Annotated in this window: 24 protein-coding genes (1 of these 24 cut by a window edge); 12 read left to right on the forward strand and 12 right to left on the reverse strand. The window is 62.1% G+C overall.

The window, feature by feature from the left end; translation table 11 throughout:
• A protein-coding gene (gene ald / locus AC1DYO_RS24895; RefSeq protein WP_477267098.1) for an alanine dehydrogenase crosses the window boundary here: on the forward strand, nt 1-999 show its 3' portion. The gene continues 126 nt to the left of window position 1, outside the view; only the last 999 of its 1,125 coding nucleotides appear in the window; the start codon falls outside the window, past its left edge; it ends in the stop codon at nt 997-999.
• Between the two features lie 365 nt (nt 1,000-1,364).
• On the opposite strand, the gene AC1DYO_RS24900 is transcribed toward ald, so the two are convergent.
• The 4 genes from AC1DYO_RS24900 to sseA form a co-directional block, all read right to left on the reverse strand.
• Nucleotides 1,365-1,832: a DUF1203 domain-containing protein gene (locus tag AC1DYO_RS24900; RefSeq protein ID WP_477267099.1), complete on the reverse strand. Its 468-nt coding sequence runs from the start codon at nt 1,830-1,832 to the stop codon at nt 1,365-1,367.
• Nucleotides 1,833-1,976: 144 nt separating this feature from the next.
• Entirely contained in the window at nt 1,977-2,549 is a 573-nt protein-coding gene (locus tag AC1DYO_RS24905; RefSeq protein WP_477267100.1) for an OmpA family protein, read from the reverse strand.
• Between the two features lie 96 nt (nt 2,550-2,645).
• Entirely contained in the window at nt 2,646-3,209 is a 564-nt protein-coding gene (locus tag AC1DYO_RS24910) for a GNAT family N-acetyltransferase (protein ID WP_112562354.1), read from the reverse strand.
• A gap of 5 nt (nt 3,210-3,214) precedes the next feature.
• On the reverse strand, nt 3,215-4,066 hold the full coding sequence (sseA, locus tag AC1DYO_RS24915) for a 3-mercaptopyruvate sulfurtransferase (protein ID WP_477267101.1): 852 nt from the start codon (nt 4,064-4,066) through the stop codon (nt 3,215-3,217).
• A 114-nt stretch (nt 4,067-4,180) separates the two neighbouring features.
• On the opposite strand from sseA, the gene AC1DYO_RS24920 reads away from it, so the two are divergent.
• From AC1DYO_RS24920 to AC1DYO_RS24930, 3 genes are read left to right on the forward strand one after another with little or no spacing between them, the layout of a single operon-like run.
• The gene (locus AC1DYO_RS24920; RefSeq protein WP_477267102.1) at nt 4,181-4,612 is read left to right on the forward strand and encodes a hypothetical protein; all 432 of its coding nucleotides are present in this window, start codon (nt 4,181-4,183) and stop codon (nt 4,610-4,612) included.
• A complete protein-coding gene (locus tag AC1DYO_RS24925; RefSeq protein ID WP_477267103.1) occupies nt 4,612-5,478 on the forward strand; it encodes an alpha/beta hydrolase in 867 nt (288 codons plus the stop codon). Before AC1DYO_RS24920 ends, AC1DYO_RS24925 begins: the two co-directional genes overlap by 1 nt.
• A 35-nt stretch (nt 5,479-5,513) precedes the next feature.
• On the forward strand, nt 5,514-6,302 hold the full coding sequence (locus AC1DYO_RS24930; protein ID WP_477267104.1) for a Stf0 family sulfotransferase: 789 nt from the start codon (nt 5,514-5,516) through the stop codon (nt 6,300-6,302).
• 9 nt (nt 6,303-6,311) lie between these two features.
• On the opposite strand, the gene AC1DYO_RS24935 is transcribed toward AC1DYO_RS24930, so the two are convergent.
• Entirely contained in the window at nt 6,312-7,514 is a 1,203-nt protein-coding gene (locus AC1DYO_RS24935) for a cytochrome P450 (RefSeq protein WP_477267105.1), read from the reverse strand.
• A gap of 221 nt (nt 7,515-7,735) precedes the next feature.
• Here AC1DYO_RS24935 and AC1DYO_RS24940 point away from each other — a divergent pair, with 221 nt between their 5' ends.
• Together AC1DYO_RS24940 and AC1DYO_RS24945 are read left to right on the forward strand one after the other, a co-directional pair.
• On the forward strand, nt 7,736-8,620 hold the full coding sequence (locus AC1DYO_RS24940; protein WP_477267106.1) for an Lpg1974 family pore-forming outer membrane protein: 885 nt from the start codon (nt 7,736-7,738) through the stop codon (nt 8,618-8,620).
• Nucleotides 8,621-8,654: 34 nt separating this feature from the next.
• On the forward strand, nt 8,655-9,494 hold the full coding sequence (locus AC1DYO_RS24945; protein WP_477267107.1) for an alpha/beta fold hydrolase: 840 nt from the start codon (nt 8,655-8,657) through the stop codon (nt 9,492-9,494).
• A gap of 51 nt (nt 9,495-9,545) precedes the next feature.
• Here the strand turns inward: AC1DYO_RS24945 and AC1DYO_RS24950 are convergent, their stop codons facing one another.
• Together AC1DYO_RS24950 and AC1DYO_RS24955 are read right to left on the reverse strand one after the other, a co-directional pair.
• On the reverse strand, nt 9,546-10,289 hold the full coding sequence (locus AC1DYO_RS24950) for an alanyl-tRNA editing protein (RefSeq protein ID WP_477267108.1): 744 nt from the start codon (nt 10,287-10,289) through the stop codon (nt 9,546-9,548).
• The gene (locus tag AC1DYO_RS24955) at nt 10,289-11,323 is read right to left on the reverse strand and encodes a cysteine synthase A (RefSeq protein WP_477267109.1); all 1,035 of its coding nucleotides are present in this window, start codon (nt 11,321-11,323) and stop codon (nt 10,289-10,291) included. The genes AC1DYO_RS24950 and AC1DYO_RS24955 overlap by 1 nt, the downstream gene beginning before the upstream one ends.
• 215 nt (nt 11,324-11,538) lie before the next feature.
• Here AC1DYO_RS24955 and AC1DYO_RS24960 point away from each other — a divergent pair, with 215 nt between their 5' ends.
• Together AC1DYO_RS24960 and AC1DYO_RS24965 are read left to right on the forward strand one after the other, a co-directional pair.
• Entirely contained in the window at nt 11,539-12,360 is an 822-nt protein-coding gene (locus tag AC1DYO_RS24960) for an SDR family oxidoreductase (protein WP_477267110.1), read from the forward strand.
• A gap of 71 nt (nt 12,361-12,431) precedes the next feature.
• Nucleotides 12,432-13,412 carry an alpha/beta hydrolase gene (locus AC1DYO_RS24965; RefSeq protein ID WP_477267111.1) on the forward strand — a complete coding sequence of 327 codons (981 nt, stop codon included), beginning with the start codon at nt 12,432-12,434 and terminating at the stop codon, nt 13,410-13,412.
• Nucleotides 13,413-13,505: 93 nt separating this feature from the next.
• Here the strand turns inward: AC1DYO_RS24965 and AC1DYO_RS24970 are convergent, their stop codons facing one another.
• Both AC1DYO_RS24970 and AC1DYO_RS24975 read right to left on the reverse strand, forming a co-directional pair.
• Nucleotides 13,506-14,936: a DEAD/DEAH box helicase gene (locus AC1DYO_RS24970; RefSeq protein WP_477267112.1), complete on the reverse strand. Its 1,431-nt coding sequence runs from the start codon at nt 14,934-14,936 to the stop codon at nt 13,506-13,508.
• Between the two features lie 630 nt (nt 14,937-15,566).
• The gene (locus AC1DYO_RS24975; protein ID WP_203278203.1) at nt 15,567-15,803 is read right to left on the reverse strand and encodes a transcriptional regulator; all 237 of its coding nucleotides are present in this window, start codon (nt 15,801-15,803) and stop codon (nt 15,567-15,569) included.
• A gap of 63 nt (nt 15,804-15,866) precedes the next feature.
• Between AC1DYO_RS24975 and AC1DYO_RS24980 the strand changes: the two genes are divergently transcribed.
• Nucleotides 15,867-17,399: an acyl-CoA carboxylase subunit beta gene (locus tag AC1DYO_RS24980; protein ID WP_477267136.1), complete on the forward strand. Its 1,533-nt coding sequence runs from the start codon at nt 15,867-15,869 to the stop codon at nt 17,397-17,399.
• A gap of 20 nt (nt 17,400-17,419) precedes the next feature.
• Here AC1DYO_RS24980 and AC1DYO_RS24985 read toward each other — a convergent pair whose 3' ends face one another.
• Both AC1DYO_RS24985 and AC1DYO_RS24990 read right to left on the reverse strand, forming a co-directional pair.
• Nucleotides 17,420-19,420, reverse strand: coding sequence for a hypothetical protein (locus AC1DYO_RS24985; protein WP_477267113.1), 2,001 nt, complete (start codon nt 19,418-19,420; stop codon nt 17,420-17,422).
• Nucleotides 19,417-20,940 carry an NAD(P)H-hydrate dehydratase gene (locus AC1DYO_RS24990; RefSeq protein WP_477267114.1) on the reverse strand — a complete coding sequence of 508 codons (1,524 nt, stop codon included), beginning with the start codon at nt 20,938-20,940 and terminating at the stop codon, nt 19,417-19,419. Before AC1DYO_RS24990 ends, AC1DYO_RS24985 begins: the two co-directional genes overlap by 4 nt.
• A 384-nt stretch (nt 20,941-21,324) precedes the next feature.
• Here AC1DYO_RS24990 and AC1DYO_RS24995 point away from each other — a divergent pair, with 384 nt between their 5' ends.
• The 3 genes from AC1DYO_RS24995 to AC1DYO_RS25005 all read left to right on the forward strand — a co-directional run bounded on the left by AC1DYO_RS24995 (nt 21,325) and on the right by AC1DYO_RS25005 (nt 23,719).
• Nucleotides 21,325-21,663, forward strand: coding sequence for a P-II family nitrogen regulator (locus tag AC1DYO_RS24995; RefSeq protein ID WP_006205430.1), 339 nt, complete (start codon nt 21,325-21,327; stop codon nt 21,661-21,663).
• A 76-nt stretch (nt 21,664-21,739) separates the two neighbouring features.
• Nucleotides 21,740-23,149, forward strand: coding sequence for a type I glutamate--ammonia ligase (gene glnA / locus AC1DYO_RS25000; protein WP_477267115.1), 1,410 nt, complete (start codon nt 21,740-21,742; stop codon nt 23,147-23,149).
• A 126-nt stretch (nt 23,150-23,275) separates the two neighbouring features.
• Entirely contained in the window at nt 23,276-23,719 is a 444-nt protein-coding gene (locus AC1DYO_RS25005; protein WP_477267116.1) for an SRPBCC family protein, read from the forward strand.
• Between the two features lie 95 nt (nt 23,720-23,814).
• Here the strand turns inward: AC1DYO_RS25005 and AC1DYO_RS25010 are convergent, their stop codons facing one another.
• A complete protein-coding gene (locus AC1DYO_RS25010) occupies nt 23,815-24,855 on the reverse strand; it encodes a glutamine synthetase beta-grasp domain-containing protein (protein WP_477267117.1) in 1,041 nt (346 codons plus the stop codon).
• Nucleotides 24,856-25,072 lie beyond the last annotated feature (217 nt).

Raw genomic sequence — 25,072 nt, forward strand, 5'->3', positions numbered from 1 at the left:
GGCGCCGGCATCGGCGCCGACGACAATGCCTACCGAGCCGCTGGCGCCACGATCGCCAAGACGGCCGCCGACGTGTTTGCCAAGTCGGACATGATCGTCAAGGTCAAGGAACCGCAGCCCAATGAATGGGCGCAGTTGCGCGACGGCCAGATCCTCTACACCTATCTGCACCTGGCTCCGGATCCGGAACAGACCAAGGGCTTGCTCGCCTCCGGCGTCACTGCGATTGCCTATGAAACCGTGACCGACGACCGTGGCGGCCTGCCGCTCCTAGCGCCGATGTCGGAAGTCGCCGGTCGCCTGTCGATCCAGGCCGGCGCCACCGCGTTGCAGAAGGCCAATGGCGGCCGCGGCGTGCTGCTCGGCGGCGTGCCCGGCGTGCTGCCGGGCAAGGTCACCGTGCTCGGCGGCGGCGTCGTCGGCCTGCATGCCGCCCGCATGGCGGTCGGCCTCGGCGCCGATGTCACCATCATCGACCGCTCGATCCCGCGTCTGCGCCAGCTCGACGACCTCTTTACTGGCCGCGTCCACACCCGCTACTCCACTGTCGAGGCGCTTGAGGAGGAATGCTTCTCCGCCGACATCGTCGTCGGCGCCGTGCTCATCCCCGGTGCTGCGGCACCCAAGCTGGTGACCCGTGAAATGCTGTCGGGCATGAAGAAGGGCTCGGTGCTGGTCGACGTCGCCATCGACCAGGGTGGCTGCTTCGAGACCTCGCATGCCACCACCCATGCGGAGCCGACCTATGAGGTCGACGGCGTCATCCATTACTGCGTCGCCAACATGCCCGGCGCCGTGCCGGTGACATCGGCGCACGCGCTCAACAACGCGACGCTGCATTATGGCCTGCAGCTGGCCGACAAGGGCCTGAAGGCGCTGGTCGACGACCACCATTTGCGCAACGGTCTCAATGTCCACAAGGGCAAGATCACCAATCGCGCCGTCGCCGAAGCGCTCGGCTATGAGCTGGTCGAACCCAAGGCGGTCCTGGCCGCCTGATCTGACTTAAGCATTTGCCTCCCTCACCCGCCGGTTGTACCGGCGGGTTTTTTCTTTGCGTGGAACAACGCCGACAACAAAAAAGCGGAGCCAAAGCCCCGCTTCCTCTGATGTCGAGATTCCCGCCGGTTCATCCGCGGTCGGCAAATCCATCGACACTCGTCTTTTAACGTATGAATGCGACGGGAGTACGACAGCTCACCGGCAATCGGCGCGCCGCCACGCCGGCGCCAATCGCGAGCGCTGTGTGAAGCGCTTCACATCAGGCATTCAAAAAACATGCGCAGACAGGGATGCCAGCTTGACGGCTCGAGCCGTCACACGGTTCCCAACTGCCCGCCAGACCACCGGCGGGCATCTTTTTGTCAGACGCGCTCGATGCGGCACTGATAGCAATTGTTGCGCGCCGAGCGGACATGGACATAGGCGATGTCGTCACGCTCAAACAGCGTCTCCGCCCGCGCCGCGATGGCGCCCGTCAGAATGACGCCGCCACTGCCATAGACGATGCGATCATCCGCGCCATAGCCGCGCACGATATAGTCGCTGCTCTCCAGCATTTCGGGCAACATCTCGACCTCGGCTGCGTATTCGCATTCGTCAGCATGCAGGAAGATCGGTCCGGTTTCCGCGTAGGGCTGCAGCTTAGGAAACGGCCGGTAGGCCAGGATCAGATAGCCATCGCCGCCAGCGACATTTTTCAGGCAATGCCGGCACGGCACGCCGTCGCCGTCGGAAATCTTGCGCTCGGGCGTCAGCCCATAGGCGTCCGGACCGCCGCGCTGCAGCGCTCTCACATCTTCCGTCGGCAAGGCTTTGAACTGAATGGTCATGGCTGAATCTCCGGTGTCGTTGACCGGAAAATATGCCGCCACGCAGGTGCCTCCCACCCGATTCCTGCCAAGGCTGTGAGACCGTCAGCAGCCCGGCCATTTCAAGCCGGACTGCTGAAGCATTGTTTTAGAAACCTGTCCTGGTCAGCGGATGAAATCGTCGAAGCGGCGCAGCGTCACCCGGCGGTTGCGCCAGTTTTCATCCTGGGTCCGCACCAGCAGGAATTCCTCGCCATAACCGACGGTCTCCAGCGCATGGCCCGGCACGCCGAATTCGCGCACCAAAGTGCGCTTCAGCGAGGCGGCGCGCTGCTCCGACAGGATCTGATTCGACTGGAACGAGCCGACCGCATCCGTATGCCCCTCGATCAGCACGCGGGCGCCGCGATCGCGGCGCAGAATGCGCTCCAGCGCATCGGCGATGTTCTCGATCTTGCCGTACTGCGAACTCGAAATGGCCGCCGAGCCGAAGGCGAAATTGATCGACTGGATGTCAATCGAACGCGCCTGACGCCTCAGATCCGGCCGCCGCTTGAATTCGCGGATGGTGACGCGCTGGTTGGGGCGCAATTTCACCCGCGGCGCCGCGTCGAGTTGGCGCTCGATCGTTGCCGCCGACGGCGTGGTCGCCTGCGCGGCGGCCACTGTCGGCATGACAACGCTCGGCATGGCAAGTGCAGCAATCAGCGCTGCGGCAAATGTACGTCGGCTCAGCATGTCTTTCTCCTTGGCAATGGTCGCATCAGTGTTGACGCCACCATCGCAAAGGCAGTCTGAAGCGCCGATGAACAGCTGGTTCAGCCTTCAGGAGGGTCACGGCCGCATGACGCTGGCCGAGCGCTCGGCAAACGGCAGCGGATGCACGGTCTCCTTCTTCTGCGCCACCGGCGCAAAGCCGAGCTTCTGGTAGAGCGGCAAGGCGGCCGGATGGTCGAGCGTGCAGGTCTGCACCGTCACCCGCTTCGGCCCGTACGACCAGGCGGCGGCGATCGCCGCGCCCAGGAACCAGCGGCCTATGCCTTGCCCCGTCGCATGCTCCATCATGCCGAAATAGGCGAGCTCGACCTCCTCAGGCAGATGCGGCTTGAGGTCGAAGAACCCAGCCGGCGCGCCGTCGAGATAAAGCACCCTGATGTCGCGGTCCTCGCGGTGGATGCCGGCGGCAAGCTCGTCATCGTCCAGCCGCAGCACATTGACCCAGTGCCATTTGCGCCCCACCCGATCCATCAGATAGCGGTAGAAGTGCAGCGGAATGTCCTTGGTCTTCAACAGCGCGATCTGCTTGTTGTAGGGCACGGGCGGCGAATAGGCCGGCGGCACGTGCATTTCCAGAAACGTGACTGTGACCTCGATGTCGTCCAGCGCGCCGTTTTCCATCGCCATCATTCCTTGCCCGTTGCAACGGGCGTATCGGGAAGTCCGCCCCATTCCGTCCATGAGCCGTCGTAGAGCCGGTTGTCGGTGTGGCCGAGCGTCTCCAGCGCCAGCGTGATGACAGCCGCAGTGATGCCGGAGCCGCAAGAGGTGACGACGGGTTTCGACAGATCGATGCCGGCATCTTCAACGGCTTTGCGCAACTGGTCCTTCGACAGCAGCGCGCCATCTTGCGACAGCGCCGAATAAGGCACATTGCGCGCGCCAGGCATGTGGCCAGAGCGGACACCCGCGCGGGGCTCTGGCTCGGCTCCGGTGAAGCGGCCCGCACCTCGGGCGTCCGCTATCTGGCTCTCCTTGGTTTCGACGATGCGGCGCATGTCAGCGAGGCTGGCGACACGGGCGGCGTCGAAATCGGCATGAAACACGTTCGGCGCGATCTTCGTCGGTTCCGCCGTCACCGGCCGGCCCGCCGCCTTCCAGCGGTCGAAGCCGCCGTCCAAGACATAGACCTGGAACACACCCATGACGCGGAACATCCACCAGGCGCGCGGCGCCGAAAAGAAACCCGGACCGTCATAGACGACAATGGTGTCGTCGGCTGAAATGCCCATGGTGCCGACATATTGCGCGAAATGCTGTGGCGAGGGCAGCGTATGCGGCAGCTTGGCATCCGGGTCCGAGGCCGCATCGTGGTCGAAGAAGCGCGCGCCGGGAATATGCGCCGCCTCATACTCGGCGCGCGCGTCGCGCTTCTGTGCCGGCAGGTACCAGGACGCATCGACAATCGTCAGGCCAGGCTCGCCAAGACGGCTCTGCAACCAGTCCGCATCGACGGTGAAAGGGCTGTCATCGGCCATTGCAGTTCTCCCGGTTCGTCCTTGGCAGCATGCCAATTCCAATTGTTTTCGCATTTTATGGCGAGTACGGATTGATGGTTATGATCTGGGGTGGGTGGGGTCAATAATCCTGGCATGAGCAATCTTCTGTTTTCCCGTGTCCCCAGCAATCCGCTTTCGCTTGGGCTTGTTTGCAACTTCATTGCGCACTATCCACCGTTCGACCGTTACGAGTTCGGCCTGATGGTGAAGACGCTGCGCTATCAGTTGGACCAGCAAACCCACATGATCGGGTCGATAGACGACGCCATCGTCGCCTATGTCGGCTGGATCCAGACCAGCCGCGAGATAGCGGAGGCCTGGGCAACGAATGGCGGCCCGCTCAACCCCTTTCCCGGCGGCGATGCCACCGCGGTGACGGTGCTGGCGACGCGGTCTTCGTCCCACATCCTGCCGATGATCAAAGAAGCCAAGCGCATCAACCTGGACAAATCGGTATTCTGGAAGCGCGACTTCATCGACAACCGCGGCTCGGTCAAGCGTGCCGTCCGCAAGCGTGACGTCTGATGGATACGGCCGGCTCCACCGAAGCGCTGACGCAAGAGATCCTCATCCGGCTGGACGACCGCTATGCCGCGATGTTCGTGCGCATCTGGCAGCCCGCCGGCACCCCGCGCGCAACCGTGTTCTGCCTGCATGGCTTTACCGGCAACGGTGCCGACTTTGATTACCTCGCCACCTTCCTGTGCCGTAACGGCTTCCTGGTGATCTGCCCCGACCTGTTGGGGCGCGGACGAAGCGCTTATCTGGGCGCCGGTTACGACATCAATGTCTATTCCAAATGCCTGCGCGCGCTCGGCGAGTTCGCCGGCTCGGAAAACCACTTCATTGGCACGTCGTGGGGCGGCACGATTTTGCTGCTGTTTCTGCAGATGACCCGCTCCAAGGCCGCTAGAATCGTTCTCAACGACGTACCCATGCTAGGCGGGCCAAAAGTCGACGCGATGAGACACGAAGTCATCAGAGAAAGTACGCTTGCATTCGAAACCCGCGCAGCGGCCAAGGACTATCTAAGCGCCACCAAGGCCGTTACAGGCCCTGTCGAGGACACAGTGTTCAATCGCTATGTCGAGAACAGGATCGCAGCGGGCCCCAATGGCTTCCGGCTCGCCTATGACCCGGCCACGACGGGAAATTTCGCCGCCCTGACCGGCCGCGAATACGATCTGTTCCCAATCGCTGCCCGGATCGACGCCCGCATCCTGCTGATGTACGGCCGTGGCAGCCAGGTCATTGACCGGCAAGCCATCGACCGCACGCGGCTGACACGGCCTGATCTATGGCTTGTCGACAATATCGACGCGGGCGATCCTCCATCATTGATGACGCTGGACCAGGCCCTGCTCATACTGGGGTTCCTGTCTGCTGTCTGAAAACTTGGCGTGTCGTGGTGGGGCTGGTTCCGGAAATGCATTTCGACGATCTATACAGCGAATATATCGCCGCGACCTATGATCGCCAAAGCTCTGCCGAAAACCCAGCCAAAATCCTGATTTGCACGACTCCGCGAACGGCGGGCCATTCCTATTGTCAGGTCTTGCAGCAGTTGGGTCTGGGAATACCCACGGAGTATTTTCAGTGGCAGTATGCCTTGCCGCTGATGAGACGGTGGTCGGCCGACGACAACATGGACCTTGAAAAGCTCAATCAGCAGGCGCCCGCCTATGGTAGCCGTCTCCTGGCAAAAAGGGCTCAGAACGGCGTATTCGCCGCCAAGATCTTCTTCGAAAACCTGCCATTCGCGCGCAATTCAATCGGCGATGATGACGGCAACTCGTTCTATGTCTTTCTCTCCAGGAGAAACAAGATCGATCAGACCATAAGCCTGCTCTCCATGCTGCATACGGGACAGCCGTTCGACAGCCAGGAGACACTGGCTGGAGTTCCCATGGTGACAACTCTGAGCGAAAAGGTTGTCAAGGATGTCGCGCTGCACATTCTCGATAGCGAAATCAGGTGGAAAAATTATCTGAACACTGTTGATCGCCGCAGAGTGGCCCACGTCTGCTATGAGGACTTTGTCGCGAACCAGCAAGAAAACGCTTCCGCCACAATGAGCAACTGGTTCCCGGGCTTCGAGCTGAAATCAAAGGCCATATCGACAAGCACGCGCTATGCGCATGATGTCGAGTTCAAGACCATGATCAAAAGGCAATTTGGGGACTACCTCCGCCGGTTCTGGCAGGACCATATCTGACCTGGCGTTTCATCGGCGCGAAACACTGACGGAAGACCCCTGCGCTGGGCGCAATGCGAGCGCATAGTCGAACCGAATCACATCGTCGGTACGGCTGAAAGCGAACTGCCGCACAATGGCGAGGACCGCCTCCCTGACTTCCAGCCGGCCGAGACGCGCGCCACCGCACATGCGCGGTCCGGTAAGGAAGGGAATAAACGCCCGTCGATCAAAGCTGTTCTCGAGGAATTCCCTGCGGCTGGCGTCGAAGACATGCGGGTTTGACCAGAAAGCCGGATTCTGGTGCACGCCGACGATCGATACCATGATCAGTTGCCCAGCATAGAGGTTCTGGCCGTCGAGAACCGTATCGGCGCCGACTTCCCGGGTCAGAAACGGTATCGGGGGGAAATAACGCATCGTCTCGTTGATCATGCAATCGGTGTACGGCGTCTGCGCATCGCCCGAGAGAACCTCTGCATGAATACGCTCCTGCACCTGCTGGTTCGCCCCCAGTCGGTCGACCACCCAAAGCGCGGTGGTCACCGTTGTCTCGACGCCAGCGAAGAAGTTCATGACGAACTCCTCCGCCGGCGAGAAGCCTTCGACATCGCGGGCCTCGCGTTCAAAGCGATCCATCTCTGCGGCAGATCTGGGATCCGCCGTCAGCAGCGATGCGAAATCGGCGACCACCGTGCGAGCATCCTGGATGGCGTTCCCACGTTCGGCGGTCGTCGGGGTCACCCAGGAATAATATTGGAGACGCCTCAGTACGTCGCGGACCCTGTCGAGCAGCAACAGGGTCGCCGCCCTGTCGGGAACAAGGCCGAAAGCCCGGTAAAATATCGTCATCGACGCGGCGAACAACGCTTGCTGGATGGCTGGCAGCGTAGCGTCGCTACTGGACAGACAGGCGGCGAAGATTTCCGCCACGGGATGCTGCTGCGCTGGCCTGGCGGCCGCCAGATAAATATCCTGGGTGATGGCGCGCCGGACGGACCAGTCCTCATCATTGGTGTTGAATCGGCTGAAACCCAGGGCCGAGATCAGGGAGAAGTTCTTTCGGAAGAGTTCCGGCGCCTTGACGATGACGTCGACGGCCTCGGGATTGTCGAAGACAGTCAGATTGCCGAGGTCTCGGGCTCTCCCGTTCGGCCCCACCTGCCCGCTCTGGGCGAAAAGCGCATAGACAAGGTTGTTGAGCACGCTTTCGATTTGCGCTGGATTGTCCACCAAACCCCCTGTCAGCCGCGGCTCGGTCAGCCCCAGCGCGACGCTTACCACATCTATCCAACGGCGCTACCGGGCGCCGTGGCAAAGCTGCAACATCACCCGGTAAAATTGTTGGCCGGACTTGCTGCAATGTACCGTTAGGGTATGTGTGTAATGTTAGATTTCGGGGCAAAGTTTTGGGCGGGGATCAAGTAATGCGGGCTAGGGCACCGGGTAAACTATTGGCGACTGTCGCGGCATCCGCCGCTTCGGTGACTTCGGTGGGCGTGATTGCGGCGCATGCAGAGGATGCGAAGGCAACAGACCAGTCGGTCATCGATTCACGCGTCAAAATCGCCTTCGAGGGCGCGTTCTTTCAAAACAACGTCCATGAGGGCGACAAGACCGGCGGCACCGACAAGCTTGGAAATAGCAACGGTGACTTCTCAGCTTCGATCGCGCTGACCAAGCAGATTTCGCCGGACATGGACTGGCGCCTTGCAGGTGCGTTTCACTTGGGCAAGAACCGTTCCTGGGAAGAAAGTGGCCAGATACCACAAGGCTTTTTGACCATAGGCTACGGCGACGACTACAGTTTCCAGGCGTTCGATTTCGACGTCGGCAAGCACGTCAAGGTTCAGGCCGCCGATATCCGCTTCTTTGGCGGTCTGCGCCTGGTGCATTCGGATGAAAGAGTTGTTGCTTCCGAAACCTTCAACCCGGACGATCCAGCCGACAAGGGCGGCACCGTCGACAAGATAGGATCGTCGGAATATTGGGGCATTGGCCCGCGTGTCGGCGCCGAGGCATACTACCCGCTGAACGAAACCTGGGGGCTGACAGGCGCTGTTTCCGGCTCCGTCATGTGGGGCCGCCGTGAAAACCGCGCCGGATTCAACTACGACTTCACAACGGGTGAGCAGGGCTCTGTCCCGTTGGGGAGCGAGTCCGAGAACCAGACAGTGACAAATCTCGACGCCTCGGCCGGCCTGAGCTGGATGCCTCTCGAAGGCGCGACCTTTACGGCCGGCTACAAGATCGAGCAGTGGCACAATCTGCTTGTCAATGCGGACAGCACCACCCAGACCTTCCACGGCCCGTTCCTTCGTCTCGAAGTAAAAATGTGACGGTAGTAGCCGGCACGCGGTGAGCTTGGGCGCGATGTTCGAATCCAGGATCGCTGTCAACGGCAACGTCAAACTGTACTACACAGCGGCGGGCTCTGGCCCGCCGATCGTCTTCCTGCACGGCTTTCCCGATCACGGAATGGGTTGGCGCCGGCAGATGCAAGCGCTTTGCGGCCGCTATCGCGTGATCGCGCCGGACCTGCGGGGCTTCGGACAAAGCGATGCGCCACAGGGCTACGGCAACTACGTGCTGACGAATCTGGTCAATGACGTGCTGGCCGTTCTCGCCGCTGAAAAGCTGACCCAGGCCGCCATTGTCGGCCACGACTGGGGCGGGATCATCGCATGGTGGCTGGCCATACGCGTGCCGCAGGTCGTGCGCCATCTCGTCCTGTTGTCGACGCCGCACCCCCGCAACCATCTGCGCGCCATTGCCGATCCGGCCAATGCCGAGATCACGGGATACATACGCCGTTTCCAGGTACCGGGCGCGGCCCAGATGCTGGACATTGACGAACTCTGCGCCTGGGTCACCGATCCACAGGACAGGCAGGCTCTGGTGGACTCGCTCAAGCGTTCAGATCCGGAGGCGATGCTGGGCTACTACAGGGCCAACATACCGCTTGGCAGAGTTCCAGATATCGGCCAGTTGCCTCTCGTCAAGGCGCCAACCCTTGTGCTGTTCGGCACCGACGATCCCTATGTTCCGGCCGGCGCTTTCGATGGCACCTTTCGCGAGGTCGACAATGTGACCGCGCTGATAGCCCTGCCCGGTGCCGGTCATTTCATCCACCATCAGGCAGCCAGGTTCGTCACCGAGCAGATCGAAGCCTGGGTGGAGAGACCGCTCTCCAATTTCCGGCATCTTGCGTAAGGCGTCTCACGACCGCGCGAAGAATTGTAAAAGGCCGACCGCCATCTGACTTCAGGCGACCGGCAGCGGTCCGAAGCGAATGCGAAAACGCCGGTTCTCGCGGCCCTTCTTCTCGATCTTGCCGATATGGATCTCGCCGATCTCGCCGGTGCTTTTGACATGGGTCCCGCCGCAGGGCTGGCTGTCGACCGAAGCGTTGTCGCCGATGCAGACCAGGCGGATCTTGCCGGTGCCGACCGGGGGCCGGACATTCTTCGATTTCACCAGGCCCGGGTTGGCTGCCAGTTCCTCGTCGGTGATCAACCTGACAAAGATCGGATGATCGGCCCGCACCAGCTCCATCAACCCGGCGGTGACATCTTCCTTGGTGAAGCCCGCATCCGGAGCATCGAAGTCGACACGGCTGTCGTCCTCGGAAACCGCAGCGCCCGTGATTGGAAACGGACAGACGACAGTGAGCAGGTGGCAAGCGGCGTGCATGCGCATCAGGAGATGCCGCCGCTCCCAGTCGATGGCGAGTTTCACCCGCTCGCCAATTTCGGGCACCGGCTGCTCCGGCGCCGGCACGTGGATGATCTCGTCCTTGGTCTCGCCTGACATGGTGGCGGCAACGGCGATGGCGCTGCCGTCGGCGCGCTCAATCGTTCCAACATCGCCGGGCTGGCCACCCGACGTCGCGTAGAAGATGGTCCGGTCCAAAATGATGCCGCCACGCTCATTGACGGCGACGACGGTAGCCTCGGCTGTCTTCAGATAGGCGTCGTCGCGAAACAGCGCTTCTGTTCTGTGCGCCATCAGGCGACCTTCTCGTACGGCACCGAAATCGTGCTGCGCTCATCCATCCAGCCCGGCACCGGCAGGTTCTTCTCGCGCAGGAAGTCCGGGTTGAACAGCTTCGACTGATAACGGGTGCCATAGTCGGCAAGGATGGTGACGATGGTATGGCCGGGGCCAAGCTCGCGCGCCAGCCGGATCGCGCCGGCAATGTTGATGCCGGTCGAGCCGCCGACGCACAGGCCCTCTTCCTGGATCAGGTCGAAGACGATCGGCAGCGCTTCCTCATCCGGCACCTGGAACGAGAAGTCAGGCGTAAACCCTTCGAGATTGGCCGTAATGCGCCCCTGCCCTATCCCCTCGGTGATCGAGCTGCCATCGGACTTCAACTCACCACTGGTGTAGAACGAGTAGAGCGCGGCGCCCAGCGGATCGGCGAGCGCAATCTTGACGTTCTTGCTCCGGGCTTTCAGCCCGAAGGCGACGCCGGCCAGCGTGCCGCCCGAACCCACCGCCGAGACGAACCCGTCGACCTTGCCGCCGGTCTGCGTCCAGATCTCTTCCGCCGTGGTGCGGATATGGCCGTCGCGATTGGCGACATTGTCGAACTGGTTGGCCCAGATCGCGCCATTCGGTTCGGAACGCGCCATCTGCTCGGCCAGCCGCCCGGACAATTTCACATAGTTGTTGGGGTTCCTGTAAGGCACCGCCGGCACTTCGATCAGCTCGGCGCCGAGCAGCTTGATCGTGTCCTTCTTTTCCTGGCTCTGGGTGTCGGGAATGACGATCACGGTACGATAGCCCAGCGCCTTGGCGACCAGCGTCAGGCCGATGCCGGTATTGCCGGCCGTGCCTTCGACGATGACGCCGCCCGGCTTCAGCAGCCCGCGCTGTTCGGCGTCGCGGATGATGAACAGGCCGGCGCGATCCTTGACCGATTGGCCCGGATTCATGAACTCGGCCTTGCCCAGAATCTCACAGCCGGTTGCTTCCGAGGCCTTGTTGAGGCGGATCAGGGGCGTGTTGCCGATCGCTTCGATCACAGAACGGGGCATCCGGGATTCCTTATGTAGCTGCGGCGAGACCCTAGAAACCCGAAGCTTGCGTTTCAAGGCAAGAATTCGCCTGGTCCAGTCGCATTTCGGGTACTGCAATCTCCCGCCGCCGGATGGCGCGCGATGACGATCATTTCAACCTTGTGCGGAAAAGCGCTCTTTTCATTCGATTTTTTCACCGCTAGAGCACTAATGACAGATCGGCAGGGCGCAGAATGACACTTTACCGGGCCAACCCGAAGCACGGCGTCGCCTGGATCACCGGCGGCAGCAGCGGCATCGGCCGTGCTCTGGCCAAGGACCTTGCGGCAAAGGGCTTTGTCGTCGCGGTGACCGCGCTTGACGAGCACCCGATCGACTCGCTCATCGTCGAGACGGCACAGATGCCGGGACGCGTGGTTGCCTACCCCTGCGACGTCACCGACGAGCCGCGCATGGCAAGCACGGTGGCGGCGATCGAAAAGGATCTCGGGCCTATCGTGCTCGCCGTCTTCAATGCCGGCAACTACATCGCCACGCCCGGCGAAGACCTCAGGGTCCGCGACTTTCGCCAGTCCTTCGAGGTCAACTATTTCGGCATCATCAATGGCCTCGTTCCGCTGATGGAGCGCATGCGCATCCGCGCGCGCGGCCATATCGTGCTTGTCGGCTCGGTCACCGCCTATTTCGGCTGGCCGACCACGGCCGCCTATGGCGGCTCGAAGGCGGCGATCAACATCCTGGCCGAGTCGCTGAAATACGATTTCGACAAGATGAATGTCCGCGTCCAGGTGATGAATCCGGGCTTCATCGACACGCCGCTGACCGAAAAGAACATGCTGCCGATGCCCGGGCTGATGCCGGTCAACCGCGCCTCGCGACGCATGCTGCGCGGCATCGAGCATGGCGGCTTCGAGGTCACCTTCCCGCGCCGGCTGAGCTGGGGGCTGAAGCTGCTGGCGCTGCTGCCCAGGCCGTTCTGCCGCTGGTTCATCAGCACCGCGACCCGCTGGACAGGGCGGCCGCTGAATTTCGACCGCAAGCCGCCGAACGAGTAACTGTCCACAGGCCAGCTGTTGCTTGGGCGTAGCGGCCGCCATAGGCTGAGAATTGTTGCGTGGAGTCTGCGATGGGGCGACGGATCGTGCTTGCGGTGCTGGGCGTCGTCGTCATCATTGTCCTGGCCTTCCTGCTTGGTCCGCGCGTTCCCGTCGACACAACGATCCGCTTCGATCCCAAAGTGATCGGCGACGATCCACAGGCCTATCTCGCGCGCGAAGAGGCTGCCGTCCCCAATATCCGTGACGGGCTCGAGAAGGAAATCATCTGGGCCGATCCGATGGTTCACGCCAGGACGCCGCTGGCGATCGTCTATATCCACGGCTTTTCGGCATCGAAGGGCGAGGTTCGCCCACTGGCCGACGAGGTCGCCGACCAGCTCGACGCCAACCTTTTCTACACCCGCCTCACCGGCCATGGGCAGGACGGCGCCGCAATGGCGCAAGGCAGCGTCAATGCCTGGATCAACGACTATGAGGAGGCGCTCGCCATCGGCCGCGCCATCGGCGACAAGGTGATCGTCATCGGCACCTCGACCGGCGGCTCACTGGCGGCGTGGGCGGCGACCGAGCCTGGCGCATCGGACGGCGTCGCCGCAATCGCGTTCATCTCGCCGAATTTTGGCGTCAGGGCTTCAGGCGCCGAGCTGCTGACCATGCCCTGGGGCAAGCAGATCGCCGAACTCGTCGGCGGCAAGGAACGCAGCTTTCCGACGCGCAATGCGCTGCACGAGAAACTCTGGACGCACACATATCCGATGGCGGCCGTACTGCCGATGGCAGCACTGACCAACCTTGCCTATGCAGCACCGGTGGAAAAAGCGACGATACCGGCTCTGTTCATCTTCTCGGATTCGGACACTGTGGTGCGCGAAGACCGCACCCGCGAAATCGCCGGCCGCTGGGGCGCACCGCACGAGCTGGTGCCGGTCGACGATAATGGCGATGCCGACAACCACGTCATCGCCGGCGACGCGCTGTCGCCATCGACTACGGCCTTCCTGGCGCAGCGGATTGTCGTCTGGGTCAAGGCAATTGCCGAGCAGCCCTAAACGAAAAAGGACGGCCGAAGCATTGCTCCGGCCGTCCTCATGTAAATCGTCAGCAATCAAGCCAAGCTAGACCAGCCTGGCCAATCTGTCCGATCAGGCAGCCCGCGCCGCGGGCCGCTTGCCGCCGAAGCGGCGCTTGTTGTTGCCCTTGAAGGGCTTGGCGCCTTCCGGCTTGCGCTCGCCCGCACCTGCAAAGGCCGGCTTGTCACCAAAACGCTTCTTGCCGAAGCCATTGTTCTGGCCGCCGGGCCGCCTGCCGTCGCGACGGCCATTGCGGTCGTTGCGATCGTTCGCGGGCTCAAAGCGCTCGTTCTTTTCAGCCGGATTGCGCGCCGGATCGGGGCTGCCGAGATGGTCGGCAACGATCGGCAGCTTGCTGCGGATGATGCGCTCGACCTGGCGCAGCTTGCTGTTTTCGGAAGGATCGCACAGCGTGATAGCAATGCCGTCCATGCCGTTGCGGCCGGTACGGCCGATGCGGTGGACGTAGCTTTCCGCTTCATCCGGCAGGTCGAAATTCACCACATGGCTGATGCCGGGAACGTCGATGCCGCGCGCCGCGATATCGGTCGCCACGAGAATGCGCACCGAGCCTTCGCGGAAATCGTTAAGCGCCTTCTGGCGGGCATTCTGCGACTTGTTGCCGTGGATAACGGCGGCCTTGAAGCCGTCGCGCTCGAGGTCCTTGGTCACCCGGTCGGCGCCATGCTTGGTGCGCGAAAAGATGATGACGGACTTCATCGCTTCGTCGGCGAGCATCGTCGACAGCACCTGGCGCTTCTGCTTGGTGCGGGCAAAGACGACGCCTTGCACGATCTCGGCAGCCGCAGTGCTCTGCGGCGCCACTTCGACGCGGATCGGGTTCTTCAACAGGCCCTTCGCCAGCTCGGCGATTTCATTGGGCATGGTGGCCGAGAACAGCACCGTCTGGCGGTCAGGCGCGGTCGCCTTGGCGATGCGCTTGACGTCATTGATGAAGCCCATGTCGAGCATGCGGTCGCCCTCGTCAAGCACCAGCCATTTGGTGTCGGAGAGGATGAGGTCGCCCTCGCGCACCAGGTCGGTCAGGCGGCCGGGCGTGGCAATGAGGATATCGACGCCGGGCGCTACCTTCTTCACCTGGCTGAAGCGCGAGACGCCGCCAAGCACGAGAGCAGTCGAGACATGCGCGCCCTTGGCGAGGATCTTGATGGTGTCCTCGATCTGCACGGCAAGCTCGCGGGTCGGCGCCAGGATGAGCGCACGGGTGGTCTTGGCACGGCGCTTGGTGCCGAGCGCGATGATCTTCGACAGGATCGGCAAAGCGAAGGCAGCGGTCTTGCCGGAGCCGGTCTGGGCGATGCCGAAAATGTCACGGCCTTCCATCTGCGGCGGGATCGCCTGCATCTGGATCGGCTTCGGCTCGGTGAAGCCCGCGCCATGCGTCGCCTTGAGCAGCGCGCCCGTAATTCCAAGTGCTGCGAAACCCGTCAGTTCCGCAGTGTTGCCGGTCACAGTACCGGTTGATGTGTTTTCGTTGGTCAAAATAGTCTTCTTTCACGCGGCCTTAGCCGCAAACATCGAAGGCGGCAGGGCGCAACCTGCCGTCGAAAAATTTGATACGAAACGACAAGGCGGGCGGACGGTAACGTCCACTCGGCTGCGCTGTCGTGCCCGCAGGCATCATGCCACGGGGCTTTTCCGCCACCTTGCCGATCAGTCGGAAAGAGGGAAAACAGACGCAACCAGTCTCATTTGTCGAGAAGGCCGGAATCTCCCGGCCCAAGCGCCTATGGGCTGCATATGGCTGAGTTCGCCCCGGAATGCAAGGGGCGTCATGTTGCAGCGCAACAAGACCGGCAAGAGAGCGACCGTAAATGTCCGCTCAACCTCGTCCGGCCATTTCCTGGCGCCGTGTTGGACAAACAGGATTTCTATCTGGGTATCCTTTACCCGATACGCGACAATGTAAGGCGCCCGGGATCACCAGCTCACGCGTGCCTTTGATCTCACCAACTCGGCCGATAACGGATTGGCGGACAACAGCCGAGCGGTCTTTGAGTGAATCTCATTGACGACCCTGGCAGCGGCCCGCGGATTGTGTTGGCCGATATAGTCGCCGATTGACGCAAGCTCGATCCGATAGTGTCGGGTCCAGACAATTCGCACCGAGGCTCATGCCTGACTGTATTTATTGAGAACCGTCGCGATCTCTTCTTCGTTGGCGAAATCACCGCGGTCGGCGGCCTCTATTCCCGCCTGAACGCCGGCAACCCACTTTTCCTGCCACGCCAGCGAACGCCCATGGGACAGGGCATCCTCAATGATCTGATCGCGTGTCAGCGTCGAGCGCGAGGTCAGCATTTCAATTCGGCGGTTCAGATCCTCGGATATTTCTACGTTGTTCTTCATAGGCTTATTCTGCCATATCTGGAGAATGCCTGCCAAGAAGTATCGCGTATGGGGGACCAAGCGATGAAGGACGTGCTGAAGGAACTCGAGCGCCGCCGCGACATCGCTCGCATGGGCGGCGGCCAGGCCCGCATCGACGCCCAGCACAAGAAGGGCAAGCTTACCGCACGCGAGCGCATCGAGGTGTTTCTCGACGAAGGCTCGTTTGAGGAGTTCGACATGTATGTCGAGCACCGCTCGACCGATTTCGGCATGGAGAAAACCAAAATTGCCGGCGACGGCGTCGTCACCGGCTGGGGCACGGTCAACGGCCGTCCGGTCTACCTCTTCGCCAAGGATTTTACCGTGTTCGGCGGCTCGCTGTCAGAAGCGCACGCCGAAAAGGTCATCAAGGTGCAGGAGATGGCGCTGCGCAACCGCGCGCCGATCATCGGCCTCTACGATGCCGGCGGCGCCCGCATCCAGGAAGGCGTGGCGGCCCTTGGCGGCTATGCCGAAATCTTCCAGCGTAACGTGCTGGCCTCCGGCGTCATCCCGCAGATTTCCGTCATCATGGGCCCGTGCGCCGGCGGCGACGTCTATTCGCCTGCCATGACCGACTTCATCTTCATGGTGCGCGACACCTCCTACATGTTCGTCACCGGGCCGGATGTGGTGAAAACCGTCACCAACGAGACGGTGACCGCCGAGAGCCTTGGTGGCGCTTCCGTCCACACGACCAAATCCTCGATCGCCGACGGCGCCTACGACAATGATGTCGAGGCTCTCTTGCAGATGCGCCGGCTGGTCGACCTGCTGCCCGCGTCCAACACGGCCGAACTGCCCGAGATCGAATGCTATCAATCGGTGACCGATCACGACATGTCGCTCGACCGGTTGATCCCGGACAATGCCAACAAGCCCTACGACATCAAGGAGCTGATCCTGAAGGTCGCCGATGAAGGCGATTTCTTCGAGATCCAGCAGAGCTTTGCCAAGAACATCGTCACCGGCTTCGGCCGGATCGAGGGCCGCACCGTCGGCTTCGTCGCCAACCAGCCGATGGTGTTGGCCGGCGTGCTCGATTCCGACGCCAGCCGCAAGGCGGCGCGCTTCGTGCGCTTCTGCGACTGTTTTTCGATCCCGATCGTCACCTTCGTCGATGTTCCGGGCTTTCTGCCCGGCACCGCGCAGGAATATGGCGGGCTGATCAAGCATGGTGCCAAGCTGCTGTTCGCCTACGCCGAAGCGACCGTGCCAAAAATCACCGTGATCACCCGCAAAGCCTATGGCGGCGCCTATGACGTCATGGCCTCAAAGCATCTGCGCGGCGATATGAACTATGCCTGGCCGACGGCCCAGATCGCGGTGATGGGCGCCAGGGGCGCGGTCGAGATCATCTACCGCAAGGATATCGGTGACGCCGAAAAGATCGCAGCGCATACAAAGGCTTACGAGGATCGCTTCCTGTCGCCCTTCGTCGCCGCCGAGCGCGGCTATGTCGACGAGGTGATCATGCCGCATTCCACTCGCCGCCGCATTGCCCGCGCACTCAGGATGCTGCGCAACAAGGACATGCAAAACCCCTGGAAGAAGCACGACAACATTCCGCTGTAGTGCCTCGTCAACCGAGATGCCTACTCCTCTTCCGCCGCGCCGAACCCTGCGTCCCTGGTGGCGGCGGTGGCGCTCGCCCAGGGTGTCGCATGGTTGTCGATGCGCATCTGGAAGATGAAATAGGTTGGCGAGCAGAAGCCGATGCCTTTCACCTTGGCGGCACCCGGCGTGTCCGGCGGCAGCGACTGGCACATATAGTCCTCACGGCAGAAATGATCGGCCGAACACGCCGGGCGGTTGCCACGATTGACCGCGCCACCAAGGCACTGGTCGAAATTGTTGGTCGCCACGCAGGTGTCGAATTTTTTTCCACCCACCATCCCGCAGATTTCCGACGGCATCGGCTTGCCCGTCTTGAAGGCGGCAAAGCTGCGGTCCTTGTTGTCGCAGGCGCGGTAGGCGATGCCGGCCGGCACGCCGATCTTCGGTGGCCGGCAGGTGTAGGCGGTTCGCGAAAAAGTCGGCGCGAAGGCGGCGAACTGGCCGGTGATCTTGTAGCGGTCGTTGAAAGGCTGCGACGCGTTGCTGGCGATCGACCCGGTCAGACAGGGATGGCCGGAGAACATTTTTGGGCTGTCCTTGGGCAGCAGACACTGCGCCAGCGTGGTGCGCACGCCCGATGCCGTCGCCAGCGGCGTGCAGACCGTGCCGCCGCCGCACTGCCAGGTCGTACCGAAGCGTTTTGCATCGTCCGGCATCAAGCACGGCATCGCCATGTCGGCCGGTGCGTAGTCGACATCGCCGGCTTCGGTCCAGGTGGCTGGTGGGGCAAAGGACAGCGGCCGGTACCGGTTCGGCTCTTTGCCTTCCTGCGTTGCGCGCAGCCAGGCCTCGCGTCGCGGGATCTCGGCATGGAGATGCGGCGAGATGCCGACCTCGATCCGGTTGAGCGGCGACGTCGTCTTGTCGTCGAGGCCGATGAAGTGGAAGCCGGCCGTGGAGCCCGCCTGGTGACAGCCTTGGCAGGCGCCATTGTCCAGCCGCTCGACCAGCGCTTCCGGCGTGCGCACGAGCTTCAGAGCCGAATAATCCAGACTGGCGAAATCCGCGGGCTGGAACAACGGCGTGAATGGGTGATTGGCCTGTCTTGCGCTGCCGAAAGTCGACCACGAGATGATTTTCTTCGCCAAAAACTCGTCGGGGATTTCGTAGACGCCGAGATCGACCGCCGCGACATTGGCGCTGACATAGTCGGCGAGCCTTTTCTTCAGTGCCGCATCGTCCGAGAGCCGCGCGGTGTCAGGCGTGTTTTCCAGTGGCTTCTCGCTGACCGTCGCGCCATCGATCCCAAAAATCCGCATGAGATAGGCCGCCTGCCCGCCGAATTCGGTCTCCTGTCCGGAGGGGAAGCGCACCACTTGCGCGTTGAGCTCGAGCTGCTTGAAAGTCAGTTCCGCCGGTTCCAGCGGACCGCCGGCCAGCCAGCCGGCATCGACGTTTTCATCGAGCTGTGGCGTCCAGCGTCCGGCAACGCCGACGCAGCCGCCATCGGCATCGGGCTCCACGCTGTAGACAGCGTTGAAATTGAACGGCAGCCGCGACGCCAGCACCTTGCCCTTCTTGCGGAAACTGTAGGCCAGGCGATAGATGAGGCGCACCTCGCCGCAACTCTTGTCGCCCGCCAAGGCGGAGAAATCGCGCCGGTCGAGCCGGTTGACGACGCCGACGAGGCGGAAGCGCGCGGCCTCGGTCTTCAGCCAGCGCATGTCAATGATGCGGCCGACATTGCCATCGGTCACCTCGTAGAGCGTGCGCCCGCCGGCCTTCATCTGGGCACGCAGCGCTGCAATATCGGCCGCCACCATGTCGACAACAGCATGATAGGCCGGCGCCTCGCTATAGAGCGTCTTCAGATCGTCCCCGCCGTCGACGGCGAAAATCCCGGCAAAGCCAAAGCCCTTGGCATCGAGGGCGGCGAGCACCGCGGGATCGTCGACGATGGTCACCGGCTGCTCGGCGCGCGCGCCATGCGATGCGAACAGCGCGATGATGGCCGCAAAGACTAACGGGAGCCGCTTCATCCGGTCGGCGCTTTCTGTCGTGCTTCGACCAGTTCGCGCAGCACCGGCACCAGCGCCAGCGGCAGATCCTCGGCGATCAGCCCCGGTCCGAAGCGGCTGCCGGCCTCGGCATGGATCCAGACTGCTGCGCAGGCAGCTTCGAAAGCCCGCATGCCTTGCCCCAGGAGCCCGGCAATGATGCCTGCCAGCACATCACCCGAACCGGCGGTCGCCAGCCAGCGCGCGCCATTGCTGTTGATCGCCGCCCGGCCGTCGGGTGCCGCGATCACCGTATCGGCGCCCTTGTAGATGACAGTGGCATTGGCGCGCGCCGCCGCCGCGCGGGCCTTGGTAAGCTTGGACAGGCTTTTGTCATCAGCTATGTCAGGGAACAGTCGGCCGAACTCGCCCTCATGCGGCGTCATGACAAGTGCTGGCGCATCCGCCCTGCTGGCAGCATCGAACAGCGTCGAGGCAGCGTTGCGGAAGGACGTGATGCCGTCGGCATCGAGCACCAGCCCTTCGACACCACCCTCCTGCCGTGTTCGGGCGAGCACGGCGAGGGCGAAATCGCGCGCTTTGTCACCGACACCGAAGCCTGGTCCGAGGACGAAGCTCGACGACCGGCGATCGCCGAGAAACTCGTGCACATCCTCGATAGCACCAGTCTTGCGCAGCATGATCGCGGTCAGATGCGCGGCATTGACCTGCATGGCATTGGCGGGCGACAGCACGGTTACTGCCCCTGCCCCGCTTCGTGCAGCGGCAAGTGCTGCCAGCCGGGCAGCACCCGTCGCCGACGGTCCGCCGGAAAAGACACCGACATGGCCGCGTTTGTATTTGTGCGCATCGACCGCCGGCACCGGCAATTCCTCGAGCCAGAACGCCGGCTTGTTTTCGAACGTCCGCGACGCGACCTGCGCGATGATGTCGTCGCCAATGCCGATGTCGGCGACCACGATCTCGCCGCATCGCTCCCGGCCAGGCAATAGCAGATGCCCAGGTTTCTTGCGCGCGAAGGTGACGGTAATGTCGGCACGAAATGCCGTGCCGAGAATGTCACCGCTGTCGCCGGAAACGCCTGACGGCAGATCGACGGCAACGACAGGCAGGCTGGCGGCGCTGTCCACGGCGCGTGCGGCATCGCCCGAGAGGTTCTTCGATAGCCCGGCCCCATAGAGAGCATCGACAACCAGCGAGCCAGGCTCGGCGACAAACGTCGCCAACGGCCGGCGCTCCAGCGAGCATTCTGCCGCGGCAATCGCCGCCTCGCTGCCTGCCCTCGGTTCGCCGGAAACCCACAGCGTGACATCGACACCACTTTCCCCAAGCAACCGCGCCACGACATAACCGTCGCCGCCATTGTTACCGGGGCCGCACAGCACGTGCACGCGGCTCGCCGCGGGATAGCGCGCCAGGACCACAGCAGCGATCGCTTCGCCGGCACGCTGCATCAGGCCATAGCCGTCGAGCGGACCGGCCGCGATTGCCAGCCTGTCGGCCTCGCCCATCTCGGCCGGCGAGAGGACTTCGTTGCTCATGAATTGCCGATCCGTATTTCGCTCAAGGCCCGACCTCTTTTTCCCGGTCGAGCATTGTCCAGTTTCGGGTTCGAAGCAAACGGCCAGCCGCCGAGATGGCGTGCGGCCAATCCCTTGCGGAACGGAATCGCCGATGCACGACTGCTCGCGAAATACGCCATCTGCCTAATTATCGTGCAGACGCCCGAAGCGGCAATGTGTAGGCTTCGGGCAGCTTTGCCGCAGCCGAAGCAGCGGATGACGCGAATGTGCATCCCGGCCCGGCGCAGCATTGGAATTGCGCGAAACCGCCTCTGGTGGGCTGAAATTGGCACAGTTCGTGCTTGATGGAGGCGCAAGCGGGGCGCACAACCCGTCTTTTTGGCAGTGGAGGCCACTTTTTACATGAAAAAGATCGAAGCGATCATCAAGCCGTTCAAGCTAGACGAAGTAAAGGAAGCGCTTCAGGAGGCCGGGCTGCAAGGCATCACCGTGACTGAAGCGAAGGGTTTCGGCCGCCAGAAAGGCCATACCGAACTCTATCGCGGCGCCGAATATGTCGTCGACTTTCTACCCAAGGTGAAGATCGAAGTCGTGCTTGGTGACGACGCCGTCGAAGGCGCCATCGAGGCCATCCGCAAGGCGGCGCAGACCGGTCGCATCGGCGACGGCAAGATCTTCGTTTCCAACATCGAGGAAGTCGTTCGCATCCGTACCGGTGAAACGGGGATGGACGCCGTCTGAGGTTTCTGATTTCAGATATCTCGGTATCTGATTTCCGATAACTCCTCGAAACGTCATCAGACAGGGAAGAAACGACATGACGACAGCCAAAGACATCATGAAGCAGATCAAGGACAACGACGTGAAATTCGTCGACCTGCGCTTCACCGATCCGAAGGGCAAGCTGCAGCACGTGACGATGGATGTCATAGAGGTCGAGGAAGACATGTTCGCCGATGGCGTGATGTTCGACGGCTCGTCCATCGCCGGCTGGAAGGCAATCAACGAGTCCGACATGGTGCTAATGCCCGATCCGGACACCGTTCACATGGACCCGTTCTTCGCCCAGTCGACGATGGTCATCCTGTGCGACATTCTCGATCCGGTCTCCGGGGAATCCTACAACCGCGATCCGCGCGGCACCGCCAAGAAGGCCGAGGCCTACATGAAGGCTGAAGGCATCGGCGACACCATCTATGTCGGCCCGGAAGCCGAGTTCTTCGTCTTTGACGACGTCAAGTACAAGGCCGACCCATACAACACCGGCTTCAAGCTCGATTCCACCGAACTGCCGTCCAATGACGACACCGATTACGAAACCGGCAACCTCGGCCATCGTCCGCGCATCAAGGGCGGCTATTTCCCGGTGCCGCCGATCGACAGCGCGCAGGACATGCGCTCCGAAATGCTGACCGTGCTCGCCGAAATGGGCGTGCGCGTCGAAAAGCACCATCACGAGGTGGCGGCCGCCCAGCACGAGCTCGGCATCAAGTTCGATACGCTGGTCCGCAACGCCGACAAGATGCTGATCTACAAATATGTCGTGCACCAGGTCGCCAATGCCTATGGCAAGACGGCCACCTTCATGCCGAAGCCTATCTTCGGCGATAACGGCTCGGGCATGCACGTCCACCAGTCGATCTGGAAGGGCGGCAAGCCGACCTTCGCCGGCAACGAATATGCCGGCCTGTCGGAAAGCTGCCTGTTCTACATCGGCGGCATCATCAAGCACGCCAAGGCGATCAACGCTTTCACCAACCCGCTGACCAATTCCTACAAGCGCCTGGTGCCAGGCTACGAAGCGCCGGTGCTGCTCGCCTACTCCGCGCGCAACCGCTCGGCCTCCTGCCGCATTCCGTTCGGCAACTCGCCGAAGGCCAAGCGCGTCGAGGTTCGTTTCCCCGACCCGGGCGCGAACCCCTACCTCGCCTTCGCCGCGATGTTGATGGCCGGCCTCGACGGCATCAAAAACAAGATCCATCCGGGACAGCCGATGGACAAGGATCTCTATGATCTGCCGCCGAAGGAACTGAAGAAGATCCCGACCGTCTGCGGTTCGCTGCGCGAAGCCTTGCAGAGCCTCGACAAGGACCGCGGCTTCCTCAAGGCCGGCGGCGTCTTCGACGATGACCAGATCGACAGCTACATCGAGCTCAAGATGGCCGAAGTGATGCGCTTCGAAATGACCCCACATCCGGTCGAATACGACATGTACTATTCGGTCTGAGCTGACCGTTTCAGAGACAAACCCCGGCGGAGACGCCGGGGTTTTTTGTTAGCGGGCGCCAAAGTCGGAACGCCACCGACTGTGTTTCGTTAAACCTCTACGTCAACTTTCGGAGGTATATCGATCATGGCTGATCTCTTCACGCCGGACCTTTCCGACCGACCTCACGACGCACAACTGGTTCGCGCCATGCGCGCCCGGCCGGAGGCCATCTACAAAAGCTTCACCGCCGGTTGGGAAGGCTGGTTCGCCTTGCCCGGAGGACTGATCGCAAAGCCGGTTCCGCAGGGACAATTGTTCTTCGTGGTCGAGCATGAGGGGGAGCGCCACCCGCATTATGGGCGCTTCCTGACACTTCAACCGAACCGAAAGGTGGAACTGACCTGGCTTACCGGCAAGAGCGGAACCCAGGGCGCCGAAACCGTCCTGTCAGTCGACATCGAACCGTACGGCGACGGATGCATCGTCACTCTCAGACATCGCGGTTTTTATGATCAGGACCGCGCCGACGGACACGGGAAGTCATGGGAGCAGATTCTCGCCAATCTCGACGCACGATTGACCGCGTGAAGAGCGAGCGCCCAAGAGCAATGAAAAACCCCGGCATTTCCGCCGGGGTTTTGTTTGGGCCGGCGTAGACCCTGGGCCTGCGCCGCGGCGAATGCTCAAGCCGCAGCCGAGACCTGCGCGCTGGTCGAAACCTCCGCGATCGTCTTCAGAATCTGCGAAGCGATCTGGTAGGGGTCGCCCTGCGAGTTCGGGCGGCGGTCTTCCAGGTAGCCCTTGTAGTCATTGTTGACGAAGGAATGCGGCACGCGGATCGAGGCGCCGCGGTCGGCGATGCCGTAGCTGAACCGGTTCCACGGCGCGGTCTCGTGCTTTCCGGTCAGGCGCTTGTCATTGTCCGGGCCGTAGACGGCGATGTGGTCCATCAGGTTCTTGTCGAAAGCCGCCATCAGCGCTTCGAAATAGGCCTTGCCGCCGACTTCGCGCATATAGGAGGTCGAGAAGTTGGCGTGCATGCCCGAGCCGTTCCAGTCGGTGTCGCCGAGCGGCTTGCAGTGGTACTCGATGTCGATCTCGTATTTTTCGGTCAGGCGCTGCAAGAGATAGCGAGCCATCCACATCTGGTCGGCGGCCTTCTTGGAGCCCTTGCCGAAAATCTGGAATTCCCACTGGCCCTTGGCCACTTCGGCGTTGATGCCTTCATGGTTGATGCCGGCGGCGAGGCACTGGTCGAGATGTTCCTCGACGATCTGGCGCGCGACCGGGCCGACATTCGAATAGCCGACGCCGGTGTAGTACGGGCCTTGCGGTGCCGGATAGCCGCTCTCGGGGAAGCCGAGCGGACGGCCGTCCTTGTAGAAGAAGTATTCCTGCTCGAAGCCGAACCAGGCGCCCTCGTCGTCGAGGATGGTGGCGCGCTTGTTGGACGCATGCGGCGTCACGCCATCGGGCATCATCACTTCGCACATCACCAGCACGCCATTGGTGCGGGCCGGATCCGGGAATACGGCGACCGGCTTCAGCACGCAATCGGAGCTGTGGCCTTCGGCCTGCTGCGTCGAGGAACCGTCAAAGCCCCACAGCGGCAGCTGCTCGAGCGTCGGGAACTCGGCGAACTCCTTGATCTGGGTCTTGCCGCGAAGATTGGGGACCGGGGTGTATCCATCGAGCCAGATATACTCGAGCTTGTATTTCGTCATTCTAGAGCCTCTCGTTGCTTGATCACCGAAGCTGGATAGTGCGGGCGCATGCCGAGCCATCCAGCAGCCGGCTGCCGGTCGATAAAATGCAAGTCATGTGCCATTTCAGCCGCGCTGGGTGCGTCAAAAGTGCCCATTCGCCTCGACGATCCGGCCAAGCCGTCTAAGCAATGCGCCGGGATCGATCAGAAGCCAAATCTGATTAAATAACAGGCAA

Source organism: Mesorhizobium sp. P2_F5, from assembly GCF_056403715.1.

What these genes read in the sequence shown, in the direction of transcription:
- glnA (WP_477267115.1), top strand. Translation starts at nt 21,740, where the DNA reads ATGACGACAGCCAAAGACATCATGAAGCAGATCAAGGACAACGACGTG.
- AC1DYO_RS24960 (WP_477267110.1), top strand. Translation starts at nt 11,539, where the DNA reads ATGACACTTTACCGGGCCAACCCGAAGCACGGCGTCGCCTGGATCACC.
- sseA (WP_477267101.1), bottom strand. Translation starts at nt 4,066, where the DNA reads ATGGCCGATGACAGCCCTTTCACCGTCGATGCGGACTGGTTGCAGAGC.
- AC1DYO_RS24950 (WP_477267108.1), bottom strand. Translation starts at nt 10,289, where the DNA reads ATGGCGCACAGAACAGAAGCGCTGTTTCGCGACGACGCCTATCTGAAG.
- AC1DYO_RS24980 (WP_477267136.1), top strand. Translation starts at nt 15,867, where the DNA reads ATGAAGGACGTGCTGAAGGAACTCGAGCGCCGCCGCGACATCGCTCGC.
- AC1DYO_RS24955 (WP_477267109.1), bottom strand. Translation starts at nt 11,323, where the DNA reads ATGCCCCGTTCTGTGATCGAAGCGATCGGCAACACGCCCCTGATCCGC.
- AC1DYO_RS24995 (WP_006205430.1), top strand. Translation starts at nt 21,325, where the DNA reads ATGAAAAAGATCGAAGCGATCATCAAGCCGTTCAAGCTAGACGAAGTA.
- AC1DYO_RS24925 (WP_477267103.1), top strand. Translation starts at nt 4,612, where the DNA reads ATGGATACGGCCGGCTCCACCGAAGCGCTGACGCAAGAGATCCTCATC.
- AC1DYO_RS24900 (WP_477267099.1), bottom strand. Translation starts at nt 1,832, where the DNA reads ATGACCATTCAGTTCAAAGCCTTGCCGACGGAAGATGTGAGAGCGCTG.
- AC1DYO_RS24910 (WP_112562354.1), bottom strand. Translation starts at nt 3,209, where the DNA reads ATGGAAAACGGCGCGCTGGACGACATCGAGGTCACAGTCACGTTTCTG.
- AC1DYO_RS25005 (WP_477267116.1), top strand. Translation starts at nt 23,276, where the DNA reads ATGGCTGATCTCTTCACGCCGGACCTTTCCGACCGACCTCACGACGCA.
- AC1DYO_RS24975 (WP_203278203.1), bottom strand. Translation starts at nt 15,803, where the DNA reads ATGAAGAACAACGTAGAAATATCCGAGGATCTGAACCGCCGAATTGAA.
- AC1DYO_RS24985 (WP_477267113.1), bottom strand. Translation starts at nt 19,420, where the DNA reads ATGAAGCGGCTCCCGTTAGTCTTTGCGGCCATCATCGCGCTGTTCGCA.
- AC1DYO_RS24945 (WP_477267107.1), top strand. Translation starts at nt 8,655, where the DNA reads ATGTTCGAATCCAGGATCGCTGTCAACGGCAACGTCAAACTGTACTAC.
- AC1DYO_RS24905 (WP_477267100.1), bottom strand. Translation starts at nt 2,549, where the DNA reads ATGCTGAGCCGACGTACATTTGCCGCAGCGCTGATTGCTGCACTTGCC.
- AC1DYO_RS25010 (WP_477267117.1), bottom strand. Translation starts at nt 24,855, where the DNA reads ATGACGAAATACAAGCTCGAGTATATCTGGCTCGATGGATACACCCCG.
- AC1DYO_RS24990 (WP_477267114.1), bottom strand. Translation starts at nt 20,940, where the DNA reads ATGAGCAACGAAGTCCTCTCGCCGGCCGAGATGGGCGAGGCCGACAGG.
- AC1DYO_RS24930 (WP_477267104.1), top strand. Translation starts at nt 5,514, where the DNA reads ATGCATTTCGACGATCTATACAGCGAATATATCGCCGCGACCTATGAT.
- AC1DYO_RS24965 (WP_477267111.1), top strand. Translation starts at nt 12,432, where the DNA reads ATGGGGCGACGGATCGTGCTTGCGGTGCTGGGCGTCGTCGTCATCATT.
- AC1DYO_RS24920 (WP_477267102.1), top strand. Translation starts at nt 4,181, where the DNA reads ATGAGCAATCTTCTGTTTTCCCGTGTCCCCAGCAATCCGCTTTCGCTT.